The sequence below is a fragment of the Kitasatospora sp. CB01950 genome (assembly GCF_001905465.1).
GTDB lineage: Bacteria > Actinomycetota > Actinomycetes > Streptomycetales > Streptomycetaceae > Kitasatospora.
The window spans coordinates 206,492-226,158 of record NZ_LISX01000005.1; the positions used below are offsets into that span (position 1 = coordinate 206,492).

At 72.9% G+C, this 19,667-nt stretch carries 20 protein-coding genes; 10 read left to right on the plus strand and 10 right to left on the minus strand.

Translation table 11 applies throughout. The features are described from left to right. Nucleotides 1-26 precede the first annotated feature (26 nt). On the plus strand, nt 27-1,337 hold the full coding sequence (locus AMK19_RS15425; protein ID WP_073812025.1) for an MFS transporter: 1,311 nt from the start codon (nt 27-29) through the stop codon (nt 1,335-1,337). Between the two features lie 7 nt (nt 1,338-1,344). On the opposite strand, the gene AMK19_RS15430 is transcribed toward AMK19_RS15425, so the two are convergent. Next, on the minus strand, nt 1,345-1,569 hold the full coding sequence (locus AMK19_RS15430; RefSeq protein ID WP_073812027.1) for a hypothetical protein: 225 nt from the start codon (nt 1,567-1,569) through the stop codon (nt 1,345-1,347). A gap of 123 nt (nt 1,570-1,692) precedes the next feature. On the opposite strand from AMK19_RS15430, the gene map reads away from it, so the two are divergent. Further along, the gene (gene map, locus AMK19_RS15435; RefSeq protein WP_073812029.1) at nt 1,693-2,538 is read left to right on the plus strand and encodes a type I methionyl aminopeptidase; all 846 of its coding nucleotides are present in this window, start codon (nt 1,693-1,695) and stop codon (nt 2,536-2,538) included. A 103-nt stretch (nt 2,539-2,641) separates the two neighbouring features. Here the strand turns inward: map and AMK19_RS15440 are convergent, their stop codons facing one another. Further along, entirely contained in the window at nt 2,642-3,337 is a 696-nt protein-coding gene (locus AMK19_RS15440; protein ID WP_073812030.1) for a bifunctional DNA primase/polymerase, read from the minus strand. 401 nt (nt 3,338-3,738) lie between these two features. Here AMK19_RS15440 and AMK19_RS15445 point away from each other — a divergent pair, with 401 nt between their 5' ends. Beyond that, nucleotides 3,739-3,960 carry a hypothetical protein gene (locus tag AMK19_RS15445; protein WP_073812032.1) on the plus strand — a complete coding sequence of 74 codons (222 nt, stop codon included), beginning with the start codon at nt 3,739-3,741 and terminating at the stop codon, nt 3,958-3,960. 18 nt (nt 3,961-3,978) lie between these two features. Here AMK19_RS15445 and AMK19_RS15450 read toward each other — a convergent pair whose 3' ends face one another. From AMK19_RS15450 to AMK19_RS15475, 6 genes are all read right to left on the minus strand, one after another. After that, complete coding sequence (locus tag AMK19_RS15450; protein WP_073812465.1) at nt 3,979-4,632, minus strand: PadR family transcriptional regulator; 654 nt, start codon at nt 4,630-4,632, stop codon at nt 3,979-3,981. Between the two features lie 103 nt (nt 4,633-4,735). Continuing rightward, nucleotides 4,736-6,481 carry a hypothetical protein gene (locus AMK19_RS15455; protein WP_073812034.1) on the minus strand — a complete coding sequence of 582 codons (1,746 nt, stop codon included), beginning with the start codon at nt 6,479-6,481 and terminating at the stop codon, nt 4,736-4,738. Further along, nucleotides 6,478-7,383: a protein phosphatase 2C domain-containing protein gene (locus tag AMK19_RS15460; RefSeq protein WP_073812035.1), complete on the minus strand. Its 906-nt coding sequence runs from the start codon at nt 7,381-7,383 to the stop codon at nt 6,478-6,480. The genes AMK19_RS15455 and AMK19_RS15460 overlap by 4 nt, the downstream gene beginning before the upstream one ends. After that, complete coding sequence (locus AMK19_RS15465) at nt 7,380-8,063, minus strand: vWA domain-containing protein (RefSeq protein ID WP_073812037.1); 684 nt, start codon at nt 8,061-8,063, stop codon at nt 7,380-7,382. The genes AMK19_RS15460 and AMK19_RS15465 overlap by 4 nt, the downstream gene beginning before the upstream one ends. A 161-nt stretch (nt 8,064-8,224) precedes the next feature. Then, nucleotides 8,225-8,584 (minus strand): hypothetical protein, encoded by a 360-nt coding sequence (locus tag AMK19_RS15470; RefSeq protein WP_073812039.1) that lies wholly within the window; start codon nt 8,582-8,584, stop codon nt 8,225-8,227. Then, on the minus strand, nt 8,581-10,260 hold the full coding sequence (locus AMK19_RS15475) for a hypothetical protein (RefSeq protein WP_073812040.1): 1,680 nt from the start codon (nt 10,258-10,260) through the stop codon (nt 8,581-8,583). The genes AMK19_RS15470 and AMK19_RS15475 overlap by 4 nt, the downstream gene beginning before the upstream one ends. A gap of 272 nt (nt 10,261-10,532) precedes the next feature. Between AMK19_RS15475 and AMK19_RS15480 the strand changes: the two genes are divergently transcribed. Then, complete coding sequence (locus tag AMK19_RS15480; RefSeq protein WP_073812042.1) at nt 10,533-10,931, plus strand: ACT domain-containing protein; 399 nt, start codon at nt 10,533-10,535, stop codon at nt 10,929-10,931. Nucleotides 10,932-11,011: 80 nt separating this feature from the next. Beyond that, nucleotides 11,012-12,028 carry a serine hydrolase domain-containing protein gene (locus AMK19_RS15485; protein ID WP_073812044.1) on the plus strand — a complete coding sequence of 339 codons (1,017 nt, stop codon included), beginning with the start codon at nt 11,012-11,014 and terminating at the stop codon, nt 12,026-12,028. Nucleotides 12,029-12,122: 94 nt separating this feature from the next. Here the strand turns inward: AMK19_RS15485 and AMK19_RS15490 are convergent, their stop codons facing one another. Then, nucleotides 12,123-13,865, minus strand: coding sequence for a SpoIIE family protein phosphatase (locus AMK19_RS15490; protein WP_073812046.1), 1,743 nt, complete (start codon nt 13,863-13,865; stop codon nt 12,123-12,125). 223 nt (nt 13,866-14,088) lie between these two features. Here AMK19_RS15490 and AMK19_RS15495 point away from each other — a divergent pair, with 223 nt between their 5' ends. After that, nucleotides 14,089-14,529, plus strand: a complete 441-nt coding sequence (locus tag AMK19_RS15495) for a DUF7144 family membrane protein (RefSeq protein WP_338015789.1) — start codon at nt 14,089-14,091, stop codon at nt 14,527-14,529. Between the two features lie 84 nt (nt 14,530-14,613). On the opposite strand, the gene AMK19_RS15500 is transcribed toward AMK19_RS15495, so the two are convergent. Continuing rightward, nucleotides 14,614-15,171 carry a GlcG/HbpS family heme-binding protein gene (locus AMK19_RS15500; protein WP_073812047.1) on the minus strand — a complete coding sequence of 186 codons (558 nt, stop codon included), beginning with the start codon at nt 15,169-15,171 and terminating at the stop codon, nt 14,614-14,616. Nucleotides 15,172-15,501: 330 nt separating this feature from the next. Here AMK19_RS15500 and AMK19_RS15505 point away from each other — a divergent pair, with 330 nt between their 5' ends. From AMK19_RS15505 to AMK19_RS15520, 4 genes are all read left to right on the plus strand, one after another. Then, nucleotides 15,502-16,710 (plus strand): sensor histidine kinase, encoded by a 1,209-nt coding sequence (locus AMK19_RS15505; RefSeq protein ID WP_073812049.1) that lies wholly within the window; start codon nt 15,502-15,504, stop codon nt 16,708-16,710. A 104-nt stretch (nt 16,711-16,814) separates the two neighbouring features. Then, nucleotides 16,815-17,450 carry a response regulator gene (locus AMK19_RS15510; protein ID WP_073812051.1) on the plus strand — a complete coding sequence of 212 codons (636 nt, stop codon included), beginning with the start codon at nt 16,815-16,817 and terminating at the stop codon, nt 17,448-17,450. 392 nt (nt 17,451-17,842) lie between these two features. Further along, nucleotides 17,843-18,754, plus strand: a complete 912-nt coding sequence (locus AMK19_RS15515; protein WP_073812053.1) for a carbohydrate ABC transporter permease — start codon at nt 17,843-17,845, stop codon at nt 18,752-18,754. Continuing rightward, on the plus strand, nt 18,751-19,635 hold the full coding sequence (locus tag AMK19_RS15520; protein WP_073812054.1) for a carbohydrate ABC transporter permease: 885 nt from the start codon (nt 18,751-18,753) through the stop codon (nt 19,633-19,635). Before AMK19_RS15515 ends, AMK19_RS15520 begins: the two co-directional genes overlap by 4 nt. The last annotated feature ends 32 nt before the right edge of the window (nt 19,636-19,667 follow it).

Here is a 19,667-nt window from a genome sequence, read left to right on the forward strand (position 1 = left end):
GTCCGCTTCCCGCAGCATCTGACCATGTGACCTCCGACGACGAGTTCCTCCGCAAACTGATCCCGGATCTGACGCCCTGGCACGCCTCCCGCGACTTCCGGCTGCTCTGGACGTCGGGCTGCGTCACCGCCTTCGGCAGCCTGCTCACCTACGTCGCGGTGCCGATCCAGATCAAGCAGCTGACCGACTCGACCCTCGCGGTCGGCCTGGTCGGCGCGTTCGAACTGGTGCCGCTGGTGGTGTTCGGCCTGTGGGGCGGCGCCCTGGCCGACGCACTGGACCGCCGTCGCCTGGTGCTGCTCAGCGAGGTCGGACTGACGCTGATGGCCGCGCTGCTGCTGGCCAACTCGCTGCTGCCGCACCCCCTGCTGTGGCCGATCTACCTGGTGGGGGCGCTGACCGCCGCGCTGGACGGCCTGCAGCGCCCGGCGCTGGACGCGATGATCCCCCGCGTCGTCGCCCACGAGCACCTGCCCGCCGCGTTCACCCTCATCTCGCTGTACCGCAATGCCGCTTCGGTGGCCGGCCCGGCCCTCGCGGGCGTGGTCGTCGCGGTCGCCGGGGCGCACAGCGCCTACACGCTGGACATGCTGACCTTCCTGGTCTCGCTGACGATGATCGCCCGGATGCGCCCGGTCCCTCCCGCCGAGAGCGCCGACCGGCCTTCGCTGCGCAGCCTCGGGCAGGGCCTGAGCTACGCGTGGAGCCGCAAGGACCTACTAGGCACCTACGCGATCGACACCGTGGCGATGCTGTTCGCGTTCCCCGTCGCGGTGTTCCCGTTCCTGGCGGCCTCGTTGGACGCCGAGTGGGCGCTGGGCCTGCTGTACGCGGCGACGGCGGTCGGCGCGCTGGCGGTGTCGGCGACCGGCGGCTGGCTGGCGCGCATCCACCGGCACGGCCGGATGCTGCTGTTCGCGGCGCTCGGCTGGGGCGTGTCGATGGCGCTGGCGGGCCTGGTCGGGAACATCTGGCTGGTGCTGCTGTGCCTGGCGCTGGCCGGCGCGGCCGACCAGATCAGCGGGGTGGCCCGGTCGACGATCTGGAACCAGTCCATCCCCGACGAGCTGCGCGGCCGCCTCGCCGGGGTGGAGGTCCTGTCGTACTCGGTCGGCCCGCAGCTCGGCCAGGTGCGGGCCGGCGGCATGGCCGCGCTGGTCGGCGTGCGGGCCTCGATCTGGACGGGTGGCGTGATGTGCGTGGTGGGCGTCCTCGCGCTGACGGCGGCCATCCCGAAGCTGCTGGCCTGGGACGCCCGCACCGACCCGCACGCGCTGGCGGTGCGGGCCCAGCACGAGCGGCAGGCCGCCGAGGCAGCGGCCGAGGCCGGGGTGTGACGCGGCGTCAGCCCTTGTTCTCGGGCTCGCCGTCGTTCCAGCGCGGGTCCTCGCGCCACTCCTGGTTGCGCTCGGCCGCGATCTCCAGGGCGTGCGCGGCCTCCTCGCGGGTGGCGTAGGGGCCGAGCCGGTCCTTGGCCGGGCACTCCGGGCCCTCCTCGACCTTGCCGTGCTTGATGCAGTAGAACCACTCCCCCGGCTGGCCGGTGGGCTTGCTGCGGCCGAACACCATCGTCTCGTCTCCCGTCCTGTGGACCCCGCGACGGCCGCCGCGGCGCTGTAGGTGATCATTCCCGGCGGCCCGGCCTCGCACACGGCCCGGGGCGGGCGGATGGCGGCCGATAGACTCGCGGGCATGGCTCTGGTACCCGGCACCCTGTCCCCCACCCGCAAGGTCCCCGCGCACATCGCGCGTCCGGAGTACGTCGGCAAGCCCGCGCCGACCCCGTACACCGGCCCCGAGGTGCAGACCGCGGAGACCGTCGAGAAGATGCGGATCGCCGGCCGGATCGCGGCGCAGGCGATGGCGGAGGCCGCGAAGCTGATCGCCCCCGGCGTCACCACCGACGCGCTCGACGCCGTCGCGCACGAGTACATGTGCGACCACGACGCCTACCCGTCCGACCTCGGCTACCGGGGCTTCCCGAAGTCGGTCTGCACCTCGATCAACGAGGTGATCTGCCACGGCATCCCGGACTCGACCGTGCTGCAGGACGGCGACATCGTCAACATCGACGCCACCGCGTACATCCACGGAGTGCACGGCGACCTGAACGCCACCTACCTGTGCGGCGAGGTGGACGAGGAGTCCCGGCTGCTGGTGGAGCGCACCCGGGAGTCCCTCGACCGGGCGATCAAGGCGGTCCGGCCGGGGCGTCAGATCAACGTGATCGGAAGGGTCATCGAGTCCTACGCCAAGCGGTTCGACTACGGCGTGGTCCGCGACTTCACCGGCCACGGCATCAACACCTCGTTCCACTCCGGCCTGATCGTCCCGCACTACGACAGCGAGCGGGCCACCCAGGTGATCAAGCCGGGCATGACCTTCACCATCGAGCCGATGCTCACCCTGGGCACCTACGACTACGAGATCTGGCCGGACGGGTGGACGGTGGTCACCAAGGACCGCAAGCGCACCGCCCAGTTCGAGCACACCCTGGTGGTCACCGCCGACGGCGCGGAGATCCTCACCCTGCCCTGAGCCGCCACGACAGAGCGGCCCGCCTCCCCGGTCGGGGGGACGGGCCGCTCTGCCGTTGCCGGTCCGCTCCGGTGTATCGTTCCTGCGCCGCTCCGGCCTCGGCTCAGCCGATCAGCCACTGCTCCTCGGCGACCGCGCCGACCTCGGTGCACGCGTCGGTCAGCACGTCCAGCACCCGCAGCGGGTCCGGCAGCGGCTGGTCGGGGCCGCGCAGCCAGCGCACCCGGGAGCCGTCGGTCAGCGCGGCCGGCGGGACCAGGGTGTACGAGCCGCGGCAGTGCCAGCGCAGCCCGGGGTGCTCGGAGACCGTCTCGGGGGTGGAGTCCAGCGCGCTGGGCCACCACTCGTCCTCGTCCTGCGGGGTGCCGCGCGTCGCGGTGAAGAACAGGTACCGGTCGTTCCCGACCGCCGCCACCGGGCCGCCCACCCCGAGCGCGTCCAGCCGCCGCAGCGCCAGCACGCCCGCCTCGGCCGGCACGTCCAGCACGTCGTGCGCGCGGCCCGTCGCGGTGACGAAGTTCGCCTCCGGATCGCGGGTCAGCCAGTGGGCCAACTGCTCGGCGTCGACGGTGGCCTGCGACTGCCACGCGAAGGAGACCGGATGCTGGGCCGGGGCCGGACAGCCGACCCGGTCGCACGAACACCGGTAGCCCTCCGGGTGCGCCGCCGGCGCCACCGGGAACCCTGACCGGACCGCCCCCAGCAGCAGATCCAGCTTCGCAGCCGCGTCCTCTCCGGCGTCCGGGTCGTCCTTCCGGTCCCGCCGCCACCAGGACGTCCACCTGCTGCTGGCTTCCATCTGGCCCCTTCCGCACCTGCTGAGCTGCCGTGCCTGGTACGACACGACCACCGACGCAACAAACGACGCCAACGCACGCGCCCGCTCGCTGCTTCCCGAATCGGGCACCACGTGCGGGGGGCGTCTGCCGTCGACCGGGGCCGGGTTCTCCGGCCGGCCGACGTCCGGGGACAGGTACGGAGTTCGAGGTTCGCGCTCGGCGGGCGGGCGCACCTCGGCGCGCCCCACCCGGCCCGTACGGGCCCGCGGACCCGGGGCAACCCCCGGGGGCGTACGTAGCAGGATAAGGCTCCCGGAGCCCTCCGAATGACCGCCTGCGATGCCGTCCGCGTCACACTGCCGCCGCTCGGCGGACACACCCGCCCGCACCGGACATCCCGCACCGCGCCTACCCTGGACCGGTGAAGAGCTCCGACACCGAATTCCTCGGGGGCCCGCTGGACGGCCGGGTCCTGCCGATCCTGCTCAGCCCGCTGCACACCGTGCCGAAGGTCTACCGGGTGCCCGTGCCCGCGCACGGCGACACCCCGGCGATCACGCTGGTCTACCGGCGTGCCAAGGAGTACAACGCCAAGGGCCGGTTCCGCTGGCGCTACGAGTACGACGACGCCGCCAGCGGCTGACCCGCCCGCCGCGGGGGCTCAGGCCTCCTCGGCCAGGATCAGGTACAGCTTCTTCTTCGCCTCGGCCAGCACCGCCAGGCCCTTGGCGCGCTGCTCCTCGGTGCCCGTCATCATGACCTGGCGCACCGCGTGGTCCACCGCCGCGAGCGCGGCGCCGACCTCCTGCACGGCCTCCCAGTCGTCCCGCCGGCCGGCCTCGGCCCACGGCGACTCGGTGCCCTGCTCGGCCTCGGCCCGGCCCTGCTCGGTCAGCTCGAACAGCTTCTTGCCGGACTCCTCGTTGGCCTTGATCAACCCCTCCTCCTCCAGCAGCTGGAGCGTCGGGTACACCGAACCCGGGCTGGGCCGCCAGACGCCGCCGGTGCGCTCGCCGATCTCGGTGATCATCTCGTAGCCGTGCATCGGACGCTCCCGCAGCAGCGCGAGCAGCGAGGCCCGCACATCGCCGCGCCGGGCCCGCCCGCCGCGCCGACCGCCGCCGCCGTGCCCGCGCGTCCCGTGGCCGCCGAAGCCGTGGCCGCGCGGACCGAACCCGGGCCCGAACGGCGGCATCGGCCGCCCCGGCGCGCCGAACGGCCCGAACGCGGACCGCATCCCGAACTCCTCGCCCTCCGCCCGGCCTTCGGCCCAGCGACGACGATTCTCTCCGCCAAAACGCTTGTCGTACCGCATGACGAACACCCACCTTCCAAGGTTGTCGGACACTCCTATCGTCGAAGCATCTCGATAACTCGACGATATATCGGTAACTATCGTTCGACAACCACTTTTCACGTCACCGATTGCCGGAGTAGTTCTGCGGCCCGGCTTCGTCGACCGCTGCTTCGGCGGCCGCCGCCGTCCACTCCTCGGCACCGGAGTCGGTGGTCAGATTGACGTACAGCGCCCGGGAGGACATCAGGTAGCGGTGGTGCTGCTTCCGGTAGCCGCTCTGGGCGGCCTGGCGAACGGCTGTGTCGGTGCCGTCGCAGGGCTCGGAGCCGGGGCCTTCCTTCGGGCACCAGAGGCCCCAGTCCGTGGTGTAGGCGTCGTCGAGCGCGTCGTAGGCGTCCTTGGCGGTCTGCGCGTCCGCCAGGGGGATCACCGTCACCATCACCAGCACCCTGCCCTGGGAGTCGCTGTACGTCCCGACCATCTGCTGGTCGCAGTCGGCCGCGCGCAGCACGGACGAGGCCGTTCCGGAGGTGCCGTCGACGCAGCCCTGCGCACCCCCGCTGGTCCGGGTGTACGTCACGCCCTTGGCGTCGGTGAAGGAGCCGGGCAGCAGAGCGGCCACGCTCAGCGGCGTCCGGTCGGTCTGCGCGCTGTCGAGCGACCTGGGGTCGAACGTGGGGGTGGTGACCGCCGGCGAGGGCGTGCGGGTGGTGCGCACGGGGCTCGGGGGCGGCGTCGGGGAGGGGGTCGGGGAGGGCGTCGGGAAGGGCGTCGACGACCGGCTTGCGGTGGCGGTCGGCGCGGCGGAGCGGACGCCGCCCAAGGACCGGTCGACCAGGAACACCAGGAGCAGCAGGGCCACCACCAAGGCCGCGGCGAGAACGGGCCTCGGGATCCTCGACGGCTTCGGCGGCTCGTCGTCCGCCTCGTCGAGGACGTCGTCGCCCTCGTCGTCGGATGCGGCGACGGGAAGGGGAACGGGAACGGGAACGGTCGGGGCGACCGCCCGCAGGTGCTCCTCCCACTCGCCCGGCGACGGCCGGCGGGCCGGGTCGGCGTCGAGGCTCCGCCGGGCGAGCCCGCCGAGGCCGGGGCTGAGCACGGCCAGGGCGGTGGGGTCGGTGGTGGTCTGGTCGCGAGCGATCAGGCGGACCGCGAGCAACCCGAGTTTGTGGACGTCACCGGCCGGGGTGGCCTTCTCCTCGCCCTCCGGGAGCTGCCAGTCCGGGGTCTCGGCCTGCGGCAGGACGCTGCCGCCGCGCAGCCGCATCGCGTCGCAGTCGATGAGGAAGCACTCGGGCGGGTCGGCGGCGGCGAACAGCAGGTTCTTCGGCGACAGGTCCCCGACGCCGATGCCGATGCGGTGCAGCCGGCCGAGCGTCGCCGCGAGGTCGGCCAGCAGCAGCAGGCGGTCCCGGTCCCCGACGGCGAGTCCGATCCCGGTGACGTACGCGTCGCTGTTGAGCAGGAACTCCAGGTTCGCCGGCCGGCGGGTGGCACCGGCCCCGCCCAGGCTGAGGAAGTCGAACCGGAAGCGGTCCGGGGCGGCCCGCATGAGGAATCCGCCGACCCGGCCCTCCGCCCGGACCACGGCCGCCGGCCAGGCGGTCTTCTCGAACAGCCAGCGGCCCTCGTCGGCGCTCAGCTCGCCGCGCAGGTCCACCATGGCGGTCAGCACAGCGGCGTCGAGCTCGGGCAGCAGGGCGGGCACGTACTCCTTGTAGACGACCTCCCAACCGCCGTCCTCCGCAGCCCGGTTGATCCTCCGGTTGGCGACCCGGTGGACGACGCCCTGCCCGCCCTGCCCGAGGCGACCGTCCAGGACCAGGGCGTCCCGGTCGACGGCCTTTCCAGAAGCGGGGCTCATCGCGGCGGGGCGGGGCTGCGCCGCCAGACGGCCAGCAGGGTCCGGTCGTCGTCGAAGGTCTCCCGGTCGAAGTCCAGCACGTGCGCGAGCCACAACGGGGCGGGGGGCGTGGCGAGTTGGTCGGCGAACAGGGCGCCGACCCGACCGTCCCCGTCGCCGAGCGGGTCGCCGAAGCCGTCGGTGCCGATCAGCAGCACCTGGTCGGGCCCCAGGCGCCCGGTGGCCTGTTCGACCGTGGCAGGCACGGCGGGCAGCGCCCTGACCTCGTTGGAGACCAGCAGGGTGTCCGAACCGGTCTTCGACGGGAAGACCGGACGGTAGACGGCCCGCCGGCCGTCGAGCAGCCAGGCGCCCGAGTCCCCGATCCGGCACAGCTCGACCACCGGCCCGTCGGGGTGGGGTCGGACCACGCCGGTGACCAGCGTGGTCGCGTACAGCGCCGCGACCTCGGTCGGATCGGGCTCGGCCTTGTTGAGCCGCACGCCGGCCAGCCGCCGCAGCCGTTCGGCGGCGTGCAGGGCGACATCGCGGAGGTCCAGCGAGGCCGGACTCCAGGCGAGTTGGAGCAGAATCCGGTCCAGCGCGGCCCGGCACGCCTCGGCGGCGCCCTGCTCGGCCCTGACGGCGCTGGAGACACCGTCCGCGACGGCGAACACGACGGCGCCGCTCGGCTGGTGCGGCACGGCGCGGGCGGCGTCCTGGCGCGGTTTGCCGTAGTAGCGGTGCTGGGCGCCCCGCACCGACGCCAGCCGCAGCGTGAGGGCCGCCGTCGACCAGCCGTCGCACTCGGCGTCCGGCACGTCGGAGGCCTCCTCGCCGGGCGGCCGGGCCTCGAACTCGACGCCGGGGGTGCCCACGGCGATCCGCCGCCACGGCGGGACCTCGACGCCGTTCGGGCTCACAGGCCGACCTCGTCGATGGCCAGGGTGAACTGGTCCGGCCGGTTGACGACGAGTCGGGGGTCGGCGGAGTTCAGCGCGTGGCCGGAGGAGACCAGGCTCGCCGTGAGCGAGTGGAAGAACTCCGCGATGGCCCGGCCGATGTCGGCCCCCGGCACGGCCACGAACGCGAACTCCGGCCGGGTCGCGACCTCCAGCATGGTCCGGGCCTCGGCGCTGCCGATGCCGCAGGCGATGATGTTGGGGGCGGTGGGGGTGCGGGCCCGGTCGACCAGTTCGGCGTGCGGCAGCCGCCAGGCGTTCCCGTCGGTCGGCTGGCCGTCGCTGAGGAAGAACACCACCGGGCGGTGCACCCGGTACCCCTGGCCGCGGAGCCACTGCACATCGGTGGGGATGCGCTGCAGCAGGTCGTCGAAGACCGCCCGGTAGCAGGTGGTCCCCCGGATCACCACCTCGGGCAGGCTGGTCTCGGTGCGCATGTCGGCGACCGCGAGCCGGACCTGCACGTCGTCGGAGAACCCGAGCACCGCGAGCCGCAGCTTCGCGGCGATCATCGGCTCCGCCCGCAGCCCCTCGCAGAGCGAGACCAGGCCGTCCGACAGCTCCTCCAGGTACGGGCCCATCGACGCCGACTCGTCCGCCAGCACGTAGGCCGGCAGCAGTACACCCTTGATCTCGGCCATTTGCGTCCCCCATCCGCGGCGCGCAAGCGGCGCCTGGTATCCGACTTCGACGGTGCTGCTGCGGGCTAGGGCCTATCCGGCCGATCTTGCCGGACAGGCCCTAGTGCCACGGCAGGCAGCCTTTGCCCGTCGCGACGGGGCGAAGGCTGCCTGCCGCGGCGCTAGGACAACAGGGCCGTGACGGCCTGCTCCAGCCCCTGGATCTCGGTGGCCACCGCGGTGGTCGCGGCCACGCCCCGGCCGGCCCGGGCGAGGAACCGCAGGACCTGGTCCCAGCGCCGGGTGGGCCCGGCCACCACCTGTTCGAGCTCGTCCGCCGCCCGGACCGCGGCCGGGTCCGGACTCTGCCGCAGCTGCTCGACGAGGGCGAGCACCCGGCGGGCGACGGCTTCCTCGTCCACCCCCGAGGTGTGGATCGTGGCGGAGGAGTCCTGGCCCGCCGCGATCGCGCCGCCGCTGATGGTGACCTGGGCGTTGCCGCTGATGTGGAGACCGCCGGTGATGTGCCGGTCCTCGGTCATCGGCCTTCCTTTCTCATCCCGCCTGCGGCACGACCGGCCAGGCGCACGAGCTTGCTGCCCGCGCCGGCGGCCACCGGGGAGTTGACGAAGCTGACGTTGGCGTTGCCGGAGGCGAAGACGCCCCCGTTGTAGATCACGCTCTGGCGCTCCCGGAGCTCGGAGACGTCCACCTGCCGGTCGGCGAGGAAGTCGGTGAGGGTGTCCAGGACGCGCCGCTCGACGATCTTGGTGTACATCTGGCTGTCGACCTGCTGGAAGTACCGGTGGAACGCGGTCTCCGCCGCCAACTCCCGGAGGCTCAGCTCGGCGCCGTGGTTGAACGCCCCGAGCGCGATCTGCCGCAGCTGCTCCTTCTCCTTCCGACCGTCGGCCAGGCCGCCGAACAGCAGCCCGCACACCCTGAACGGGCTGACGACCAGCTGGCCCGGCACCGCGAGGGCCGAGGCGTTGACGAGGGCGAGCAGCTGCCACCAGGTGGGCCGGTCGAGCAGGTGGTCGACCTGGTGGTAGCGCCGTTGGAGCGGGGGGAGCAGGGTGCTGCCGCCCTCGACGAAGAGCAGGTCCCGGGCCGTGCTCAGCGAGAAGCGGATCACGAAGCCCGCCACCAGTTCGCCGTTCCACCCGGAGACTGTGGCGACCAGGTAGGGGCGGGCCGGCCCCGAGCCGCTCTCCCACAGCTTGTCGATCACGGCCTGGCGCAGTTCGGTCTGCGGACGGTCGTCGGGGCGGGGAAGGAGCAGCCGGTGGAGGGCGGGGTCCAGGCGCTGGGCGAGGTCGGCGCCGTTCACGAAGACCCGCTCGGACACCGCCACTCCGGGCAGTCCGAGGGCTTGGAGCGCGCCGGTGACCTCGGTGGTCAACTCCCGGACGGTGAACGGCACGGCGTGGTCGGACTGCTCGTCGGGCCGGTCCACGGCGATGGTGAAGTTCCACGGGTTGGCGAGCCTGCCGTAGCCGAGGAACGGGTCGAAGCCCGCGAAGACCGACACGTTCCCCTGCCGGTCCGGTGCGGCGATGTGCCGCAGCAGCGTCTCGTTGTCCGGATTGGCCCGGGGAGCCGCATCCGGGTCGAAGCTGTCCCGGCTCAGCTTGGCCCGCAGCACTCCGTAGAAGGTGATGAGCCGCTCGGCCAGCACGATCGCCCAGGCCACCAGGAGCAGCGGGACGACGAGCGGCGGCAGCGGCACCGGGAGGACGGTTTCCGAACTGTCCGGGAAGGGCTGGAGGGCGAGCGACGCCAGCACGCCGATCGAGACGAGCGCGAGCAGGACCTGGACGGTGGCCTGCCGGGCCCGCGCGGCAAGCGCGTACCGCAGCACACAGGCCAGATCGACCCCGGGTGAGAACGCGACGGCGCGATGCGGTTCCTTGAGGACCGAGTCGACGGCCCGCCCGGACAGGTTGCTGTTCAGCTGGACGGCGACACAGAGGTAGCGGGTGGCGTCCGTCGCCGACGGCCGGGTCTGCCCGGTCGGGGCCCGGTGCGGCGCCGCCCAGGTGCTCGACGACGGCCCCGCGACTCCCTTGGTCTGCGGAACGGACGGCGGGGCTGACGGCCGAGCGGGCGGTGGGGCGGACGGCCGAGCGGGCGGTGGGTCGGGCGGCGCGAAGGTGGGTCTCATCGGCGGCACGGCCTTCCCGTGCGTGGTCGCCTTGTCGTCCGGGTCCGTGGTCATCTCTGCCCCCCTGGAGAGCACCGGCTGCGGCACAGGGTGCGACACGTGACGGAGCTCACCAAAAAGGTGGTACCACGCAGGCCAAGGAATAACCAAGTATGTTGCAAACAAAGGGAGTTGTTGGCTATATGCGACCACCGGGACGCCCGGGGGCCAGGTGGCCGAAGTGCCCTCCGGAGCCCGCTGGGGCGGCCCGGCCGAAACTCCCGGCCACCCCGACACGCCCCCACAGCGGCTCCACCGGGCGGTCCGCAGCCACTACGGTGACGGCCATGGCAGGCGAACGCGATCTTCGACAGCTGCTGTCCGGGTTGAGTCCCGTCCTCAATCCGGGCCGCTACGTGTACTGCACGCTCCCGGGCAGGGTCCCCGCCGGGTTGCGGCCGGTCGTCACGGTGGCCGAACCCGAGGGCGTCACCTTCGTCGTCCCCGAACAGGAGGCCGAATCGCTCGGCCTGCCGCACGCGTTCACCGCCGCCTGGATCACCCTGCGGGTGCACTCCGCGCTGGACGCCGTCGGCCTCACCGCCGCCGTCGCCACCGCGCTCGCCGAGCACGGCATCAGCTGCAACGTGGTGGCCGGCTTCCACCACGACCACCTGTTCGTCCCCGCCGACGACGCCGACCGCGCCCTGGCCACCCTCGACGCCCTGGCCGCGCAGCACACCTGACGTCTGGCACCCTCTCTGGTGCCCACCGCCGGGCGCGGGCGACAATCCGAACGAAGCGCCGCCCGGACGAGAGGGACGCCGTGCAGAACGCCTGGACCACCGCCACCGCCGCCGGCCTCGGTGCCGCCCTCGCCGAGTCCGTGGCGGAGGGGATGTTCCCCGGCGGCGTGCTGACCGTCGGCCAGACGGGCGTCGGGCGGACCACCGTCGGGCACGGGCTGGTCGCCCCCGAGTGCGGCGACGCCCGGCCCGGGCCGCACACCCGGTACGACCTCGCCTCGCTCACCAAGGTGCTCGCCACCTGGCCGCTGATCGGCGTCGCCGTCCGGGCCGGCCGGCTCGACCTCGACGCCCCGCTGCGCGACCGGATGCCCGAACTGCCCGCACCCGGCGGCGACCTGACCGTCCGACAACTGCTCGCCCACACCTCCGGGTTGGTGCCGAAGACCGGCCTGGCCCGCTACGAGCACACCGGCCGACCGCTGATCGAGCACCTGTGCGCGGAGCCGCTGGTGAGCCCGCCCGGCGACCGGCACCGCTACATCGACCGCGGCTTCATCCTGCTCGGCCTGCTGCTGCCCGCCCTGCTCGGCCGCCCGCTGCACCTGCTCGCCGAGGAGCTGTGGCGCGACCTCGGCCTGCACCGCACCGCGTACGGGCCGCTGCCCCGCGACCCGCAGCTCGCCCCGACCGAACGGCGGCTGCTCGGCGCGCCCCGCACCTGGGGCGTGCCGCACGACCCGAGCGCGGCCCTGCTCGGCGGGGTGGCCGGCCACGCAGGGGCGTTCTCCTGCGCCGACGACCTCGCCGCCTACGCCGAGCACCTGCTGACCGGCGCGAGCCCGCTGGCCGACTGGTTCGCCGAGAGCCTCCGCCCGTACGCCGCCGTCGAACCCGGCCTGCACCGAGGGCTCGCCTGGCTGATCACCGCGGACGGCTCGGCTTACCACCACGGCTACACCGGCACCAGCCTCTTCCTCTCCCCGGCCACCGGCCGCTACGTGGTGCTGTGCACCAACGCCGTCTACCACGGCTGGGACCGGGCCCGACTGGCCGACCTGCGCACCCTGGCGCTGCACTCGCTCACCACCGGCTGACCACCCCGCCGCCCGCACCTCGCGTGCCCGCCGCTCGCCTGCCCGCCGCTCGCCTGCCCGCACCTCGCCTGCCCGCACCTCGCCTGCCCGCACCTCATCGGAGCGGCTGCCACCGGCCGCCGGTCAGCACCGTCATCACCTCCCGGGCGCGGAGCTGCCCGGGGCGCGACCGGGCGACGGCGGCGAGCAGCGCGATGTCGTCCTCGGCCGGGTCGGGGGCACCGGCCAGCACCGCGTCCAGCAGCCGGTCCGGGCCGGCCCCGGCGGGCAGCCGCCGGGCGGTGAACCGCTCCAGCGAGCGGTCGATGTCCTCGTCGCGGCGCTCGACCAGGCCGTCGGTGAACAGCAGCAGCGTGTGGTCCGGCGGCAGCACCGCGGTGCTCGGGACGTAGCCATTGCGGCCGGTGCCGAGCGGCGGGCCGGGCTCCACCGGCAGCAGCGCCACCTCGCCGTTCGGGCGGACCACGGCGGGCGGCAGGTGGCCGGCGCTGGCGAAGCAGTAGCGGCCGCGGGCCGGTTCGGCGTACACCGCGAGGCAGGTGGACGGGCGATAGTCGTGGACGTCGCCGGCCAGGCCGTCCATCCGCGCCAGCAGCCGGTCGGGGGACGGCTCCAGCAGAGCCATGGCGCGCAGCATCGCCTGGTAGTGGCTCATGTGCGCGGCGGCCTCGATGCCGTGACCCATCACGTCGCCGATGGCGAGCACGGTACGGCCGTCGGGCAGCGCCACCGTCTCGTACCAGTCGCCGCCGGTCAGGGCGCTGGTGCCGGCCGGGCGGTAGCGGAAGGCGACCGCGATGTCCGGGTGCGGGCTGCCGGGTTCGGCGAGCATGGCGCGCTGCAGGTCGACGGCGACGGCGTGCTCGCGGCTGTAGCGGCGGGCGTTGTCGAGGTTGATGGCGGCGCGCACCGCGAGGTCCTGGGAAGCGACCGCGTCGTCCTCGTCGAAGCCCGGGGAGGGGGCGGCGCGCAGCAGGGTGACGGTGCCGATCCGGTGCCCGCGGGCGGTCAGCGGCACCACCATCGCCGAGTGGATCCGCAGCGCCCGGAAGTCGGCGATCCGCTCCGGATTGGGGGCGGTACGGCGCAGATCGGACTCGGTCAGCAGGTTCTCGATCACCGGCCGGCCCTCGGCGAGGCAGCGCGGCACGGCGGAGTCGGGCCGGTAGTCGACGTACTCGCCGCGTTCGCCGACCTGCCGGATCTGCTCCAGCAGGTCCGGTTTGGCGGCGATCGCCGTGCGCTGCAGCCGGCGGCCGCCGTCGGGGAGGAGGCGGGCGTGCCGGCTGTCGGGGTGCGGGAGCAGTTCGACGGTGGCGGCGTCGGCGAGGTGACCGACCAGGAAGGCGGCGAGCTCGCCGCAGGTGGTGTCGACGTCGAGGGTGGTGCCGATCCGGGTGGCGGCGGTGTCGAGCAGGGCGAGCCGGGCCCGGGCCTGTTCGAGTTCGTGCTGCTGGCGGTGGGCGGCGGTGACCTCCAGCAGGATGCCGACCAGCCCGACCGGCCGCCCGGCGGTCTCCAGCCGGTGGTACGCGCCGTGCCAGTAGCGCTGGTGCAGCGGGGATCCGGCCAGTGTGTGACCGCTGGAGGTGATCTCGCGGGGGCGGCCGTCGGCGAGCACGGCGCGCAGCAGGTCCTCCCGGGGATCGATGCCGGGCAGCAGTTCGGCGACCGTCCGGCCGAGGTGCTGTTCGGCGGGGACGCCGTTCATCGCGGCCAGCGCCGGGTTGACGTAGCGGAAGCGCAGCTCGGTGTCGAGGACGCCGACGCCGGCGGGCGTGCCGTCCAGCACGCGGCGCAGCGGCTGCGGCAGGTCGTTCCAGGGGGTGTCGGCCATGGCTGCGGCACCTCCTCGCCGGGCGCCCGGGCACTGTGACCAGTAAACACAGCGGGCGCGGCGGGGGCGATCCGGTGCGTGGCCGGACGCCCTGCGGCGGGCGGGTCGGCGCGGGCCTGCGAAGGCACCCGGAAGTTCACCCGAATGGAGCCGCCCGGTGTGCTTCGGGGGGTGGGCGGGCCGAGGGTCGTCACAGGTCCACTTTCGGTCCAAGGAGGTTCCCATGAGCTCGTCCGTCGGCCCGACCCCGACCCCGGCAACGCCCGGGTCGCACGGTTCACCGGCGCCCGGGAACAAGCCCTGGGTGTCCGGGACGGTGCTGTTCGCCGGTGTGCTGATGCTGGTGAGCGGCCTGCTGGAGGTGTTCCGCGGGATCATGGCGATCGCGGAGGACGCCGTCTTCGTGAGCACCCCTCGGTACGTCTTCCGGTTCGACCTCACCTCGTGGGGCTGGATCCACCTGGTGGTGGGCGCGCTGCTCGCCCTGACCGGCCTCTTCGTGATCAAGGGCATGCTCTGGGCACGGATCGCCGGTGTGCTCTTCGCCGCGGTGAGCCTGGTGGACAACTTCCTTGATATCCCTTCCTACCCGCTGTGGTCGCTGGTGCTGATCGCGCTGGACGTCTTCGTGATCTGGGCGCTGTGCGCCTATCGGGAGGCCTGATCCGCCGCATCGTGCCGCCCGGGCCGGTGGCCCGCTCCCCTCGTCCGGGGTGCGGGCCACCGGCCCCGGCGCTACCCCCGCGGGTCACTTGCTCAAGGCGGCCACACCTGCCTGGGCGAACTTCTCGTCCTGGTCGGCGCTGGGGGCGCCGGCCACGCCGACGGCCGCTATCGGGGCGCCCTTCAGCTGGACCGGGGCACCGCCGCCGAGGAACAGGGTGCCGGGGATGTCCTTCAGGTTCGGCGCCTGGGCGAGGCGCTTGACCAGCTCGGAGGTCGGGGCGTTCCAGGACACCGCGGTGTAGGCCTTGCGCTGGGCGGACTCGAAGGACTGCGGGCCGGCGCCGTCGCCGCGCAGTTCGACGATCACATTGCCGTTCCGGTCGACGACCGCGACGGAGATCTTCTGGCCGTCCTTCGCCGCGGCGTCCAGGCTGGCCTGGGCGGCCTTGACGGCGGACTCGACCGTCAGGTGCGGGGTCTCGAAGGTGCTCTTGTTCTGGACGTCGGACGCGGCGGCACCGGCGGGGGCCTGCTTCGGCGTCTCGGCGTTGGCGGAGACGGCGCCGACCACGCTCGCCCCGACCGCGGCCACCGCGACGGCACCGGTGACGACGCGGGTACGGGTGCTCAGCTTCTTCATCTTCGGCTCCTGGATCGGTGGTTGGGGCCGGACTGCGGAAGTGCTCCGGCCTCGCTTCACATGCTTCCCGCCGGAACCCCTGCTGCGGATCGGCGAACCGGCTCGACCGGCGGAGCAAGATGGACGACAACCGTGTCAGCCGATCGGTTGATGTGGAGGCCGTGATCCGCGGGCACCATCCAAGTGACGGCCGGTGACCGAACGACACCGGCGGTCACCGATCGTCACCGACAGGTGCGCCGACCAGCACCGACCAGCACCGACCAGCACCGACCAGCACCGACCAGCACCGACCAGCACCGACCAGCAAGCGAAAGGAGGCCGGCCGTGATGCGTCAACCCCTCTCCCGAGCGGCCGACCCGGACGCGCGCTGGCTCGTGGCGGTCATGCGGCTGGCCTTCGTGCTGCTGCTCGGCACCTCGCTGACGCGCTACCTCGCGCACCACTTCACCAGCGCGCTGACGCCGTGGGTGATCGCACTGAGCACCGCCCTCGCCGTGGGCCACCTGTCCGGCCTGTCCGAGCGCCGTCCGGCCTGGCTGGCCACGGTGCTGGGCAGTTGGGCGGTGCTGGTGCTGATGGCGCCCAGCTTCGCCTGGTGCGCCGTCCCCCTGCTGTACACGGTGCTCCGGGCCTTCCCACCGCGGACGTCGATCCCGCTGGTGACGGCGCTCACCGCACTGGTGATGGTGTCCGAGCTACGGCTGCCGGGGGCCGATCCGACGATGGTGCTGCTGCCACCGGCGATCGCCGCGCTCGCCACCGCGGTGTTCCTGTACATGCAGCGACAGGGCGTCCGGCAGCGGAAGCTGATCGTCGACCTGATCCGGGCCCGCCGGGAGCTGGCCGCGGTGGAGCGCCAGCAGGGTGCGCTGTCCGAGCGGGAGCGGCTGTCCGTCGAGATCCACGACACCCTCGCCCAAGGCCTGTCCAGCCAGCAGATGCTGCTGCAGGCCGCCGAGTTGGCCTGGGAGCAGGACGAGGCGGCCGCCCGCAGCCACATCCGGACGGCTGCGGCGATCACCGCCCGCAATCTCGCCGAGGCCCGCCGCTTCGTGCACGACCTCGCCCCGGCCGACCTCGCCGAGCAGGGCACCCTGGAGGCCGCGCTCGCCGCGCTCGCCGAACGCGAGGCCGCCGAGAGCGGCCTGCCGGTCCGCTTCCAACTGGACGGCAGCCCGGTGCCGATGTCGGCCGCCGCACAGTCCGCGCTGCTGCGGATCGCCCAGGGCGCACTGGCCAACATCCGGGAGCACTCCCGGGCCGGCCGGGCCTCGATCACCCTCTCCTACCTGGGTGACCAGGCGGTGCTGGACGTCGCGGACGACGGCCGAGGCTTCACCCCGTCACCCGGCGGCCGGGGCCCGAACCGCCGCCCCGGGGAGACCGGTTCGGGCGGCGGGCGTGGCCACGGGTTGCCCGCGATGCGGGCCCGCCTGCGGCAGCTGGGCGGCACGCTCACCGTCGAGTCGGCACCGGGCGAGGGCACCGTGGTCTCGGCCGCCATCCCACTGACGAGCCCACCGGAGGCCCGCTGACGCCAACTCCCGACACACACACCGCACTTGTGCCACCCGCACCGCACTACCCGCACCGCACCGCACTACCCGCACCGCACCGCACCGCACCGCACGGAGGCCCCATGAACGACGACGACACGGTCAAGTTGCTCATCTGCGACGACCACGCGATGGTCCGGGCCGGGCTGTTGGCGCTGCTGTCCAGCGACCGCTCGATCGAGGTCGTCGGCGAGGCCAGCACCGGCGAGGAGGCGGTGGTGCTGACCGCCCGCCTGCAGCCGGACGTGGTGCTGATGGACCTTCAACTCGGCAGCGGCATCGACGGGGTGGAGGCCACCCGGCGGATCCTGGCCGGGCCGGGTGACAGCCACGTCCTGGTGCTGACCACCTTCGACACCGACGCCGACATCACCCGGGCCGTCAACGCGGGCGCCACCGGGTACCTGTTGAAGGCGGAGCGCCCGGCGGAGCTGTTCGCCGCGATCCGCTCGGCCGCGGCGGGCCGGCCGGCGCTGTCCCCGCCGGTGGCATCCCGGGTGATGGCCCGAATGCGCTCCCCGATGCCCCAACTCACCGACCGTGAACAGGACATCCTCGACCAGCTGGGCCAGGGCCTGGGCAACCGGGAGATCGCCCGGGCGCTGTTCATCAGCGAGGCCACCGTCAAGACCCACCTCGGCCGGATCTACGCCAAGCTCGGCGTCGACACCCGCTCCGGCGCGGTCGCCATCGCCAAGGAGCGCCGCCTGCTGCGCTGACCGACCGAGCCACCCGCCGGACCACCCACCGAGCCACCCACCGATCCACCCCGCCGGACCCGACCCCGGCATCGCCCCGACCCCTGTCCTGGCCCCCGTCCCGGCCCCCGCCTCAACTCCCTCACAACTGAAGATCAATCGAGCACGTCCGAAGCCTTGCCACGCACAGTGACCGGAAGTCAGTATTCCTACCGGCCGGTAGTTCTGACGGAACAACGGCTGCTGGAGGGCGCGGAACCGACCGCGGCGGGGTGGCAACACTTCACCGGGGTAGATGTGACGCGAACGCGTAACATACGCGCAACCCTCCGCTCACCCTCCCCTCGCCGACCCGTCGTTCAGGGACGACACGGTTTGGCCGGTACCAACGTCACGAAAGGCGGACGCGCACCATGCCGACCGCATCAAGCCCTCCCGAGCCGAGGCGCCGGTTCGGCGAGCACGGGCTCGCCTGGGCATTTCTGCTGCCCTCGGTAGTGGTCTTCGCGCTCTTCATCATCTATCCGCTGGGGCGCACCTTCTATCTGAGCGCGCACGCCAACGACCTGTTCGGCGCGCCCTCCAAGTACGTCGGGATGAAGCACTACACCGACCTGCTGTCCTCGGCGGACTTCCGCACCACGCTGGTCACCACGGCGCTGTTCGTGCTGTTCACGGTGGTTCCGGGGGTTCTCGGGGCGCTGCTGCTGGTGCTCCTGATGGAGGGGCGGATCCGCGGCGTGCGGTTCCTGCGGTCCGCCTTCGCGCTGCCGTTCGCGTTCTCGGTGGCGAGCGCCTCGGTGGTCTTCTCGGTGTTCTACAACCCCGCCAGCGGCGTGCTCAACGGGCTGCTGTCGCACGTCGGTCTGGGCCCGGTGGGCTGGCTGACCGACTCCCAGTACGCGCTGATCTCCATCGCGGTCTCCACGATCTGGATGAACCTCGGCTACAACGTTCTGGTGCTCTCCGCGGGCATCGGCTCGATCCCCGGCGAGGTCCTGGAGGCCGCCCGGCTGGACGGCGCGTCCGGTCTGCGGCTGGCCCGGTCGATCACCGTGCCGATGCTCGGTCCCAGCCTGTTCTTCCTGGTGGTGATCTCCACCGTGAACGCGCTGCAGAGCTTCGGCCAGATCCACATCCTCACCAAGGGCGGCCCGGACGGCTCCACCCGCACCCTGGTGTACTCCGTGTACGAGAAGGCGTTCGCCTACGGCTCCAGCGACTTCGGCACCGCCAGCGCGCAGGCCGTGGTGCTGATGGTGGTCGTGCTGTGCTGCACCGCCGTGCAGTTCGGAGTCCTGGAGCGGAAGGTGCACTACGCATGAGCACTCTCACCAAGACGCCCGCCGTCGCCGATCCGGTCCGCCCGGCCCGCCGGCCGGTGCACCTCCGCTCCGCGCTGGGCCGGGCCGGGGTCTACGCGGTGCTGGCCGTGGCCGTGCTGACGGTCGCGTTCCCGGTCTACTACGTCTTCGCCGGCGCCTTCATGCGCCCGGACGAGATCGCCAGCTACCCGCCCGCGATGGTGCCGTACTCGATCACCGGGGAGAACTTCTCCGGCGCGGTGCACGCCATCCCGCTGGTCCGCCAGTACGGCAACTCGCTGCTGGTGGCGAGCCTGATCACGCTGGCGCAGCTGTTCACCTCGGTGCTCGCCGCGTACGCCTTCGTGTTCCTGCCGATGCGCGGCCGCTCCGTGGTGTTCGGCCTGTTCCTGGCCACCCTGATGGTGCCGTGGGAGGCCATCATCATCCCCAACTACCTGACGCTGTCGGGCTGGGGAATGGGCAACACGTACTTCGGCCTGGTGCTGCCGTTCCTGGCGTCCGGGTTCGGGACGTTCATGCTGCGGCAGTCGTTCCGTCAGTTCCCGGCCGAGCTGCGGGACGCCGCCCGGATCGACGGCGCGGGCCACTGGCGGTTCCTGTGGCGGATCTTGGTGCCGCTGAACAAGCCGGCCCTGGCCGCGCTCGCCATCTACGTCTTCCTGTCCTCCTGGAACCAGTACTTCTGGCCGCTGATCATCACCCGCACCGCCAACATGCAGACCCTGCAGATCGGTCTGTCCTCGCTGCGGGACTCCGAGATGGCCGACCCCGGTCTGATCCTGGCCGGCGTGGTGCTGTCGCTGCTGCCCACGCTGGCGCTGGTGCTGTTCGGCCAGCGGTTCATCGTCCGCGGTCTGACCGCCGGCGCGGTCCGCTGACGGCCGATCGACTCGCTTTGCTCTCACCACCG

Coding starts and splice junctions, on each gene's coding strand:
- AMK19_RS15430 (WP_073812027.1), bottom strand. CDS start 1,569: ATGGTGTTCGGCCGCAGCAAGCCCACCGGCCAGCCGGGGGAGTGGTTC.
- map (WP_073812029.1), top strand. CDS start 1,693: ATGGCTCTGGTACCCGGCACCCTGTCCCCCACCCGCAAGGTCCCCGCG.
- AMK19_RS15440 (WP_073812030.1), bottom strand. CDS start 3,337: ATGGAAGCCAGCAGCAGGTGGACGTCCTGGTGGCGGCGGGACCGGAAG.
- AMK19_RS15450 (WP_073812465.1), bottom strand. CDS start 4,632: ATGCGGTACGACAAGCGTTTTGGCGGAGAGAATCGTCGTCGCTGGGCC.
- AMK19_RS15455 (WP_073812034.1), bottom strand. CDS start 6,481: ATGAGCCCCGCTTCTGGAAAGGCCGTCGACCGGGACGCCCTGGTCCTG.
- AMK19_RS15465 (WP_073812037.1), bottom strand. CDS start 8,063: ATGGCCGAGATCAAGGGTGTACTGCTGCCGGCCTACGTGCTGGCGGAC.
- AMK19_RS15470 (WP_073812039.1), bottom strand. CDS start 8,584: ATGACCGAGGACCGGCACATCACCGGCGGTCTCCACATCAGCGGCAAC.
- AMK19_RS15475 (WP_073812040.1), bottom strand. CDS start 10,260: ATGACCACGGACCCGGACGACAAGGCGACCACGCACGGGAAGGCCGTG.
- AMK19_RS15480 (WP_073812042.1), top strand. CDS start 10,533: ATGGCAGGCGAACGCGATCTTCGACAGCTGCTGTCCGGGTTGAGTCCC.
- AMK19_RS15490 (WP_073812046.1), bottom strand. CDS start 13,865: ATGGCCGACACCCCCTGGAACGACCTGCCGCAGCCGCTGCGCCGCGTG.
- AMK19_RS15495 (WP_338015789.1), top strand. CDS start 14,089: ATGAGCTCGTCCGTCGGCCCGACCCCGACCCCGGCAACGCCCGGGTCG.
- AMK19_RS15500 (WP_073812047.1), bottom strand. CDS start 15,171: ATGAAGAAGCTGAGCACCCGTACCCGCGTCGTCACCGGTGCCGTCGCG.
- AMK19_RS15505 (WP_073812049.1), top strand. CDS start 15,502: ATGCGTCAACCCCTCTCCCGAGCGGCCGACCCGGACGCGCGCTGGCTC.
- AMK19_RS15510 (WP_073812051.1), top strand. CDS start 16,815: ATGAACGACGACGACACGGTCAAGTTGCTCATCTGCGACGACCACGCG.
- AMK19_RS15515 (WP_073812053.1), top strand. CDS start 17,843: ATGCCGACCGCATCAAGCCCTCCCGAGCCGAGGCGCCGGTTCGGCGAG.
- AMK19_RS15520 (WP_073812054.1), top strand. CDS start 18,751: ATGAGCACTCTCACCAAGACGCCCGCCGTCGCCGATCCGGTCCGCCCG.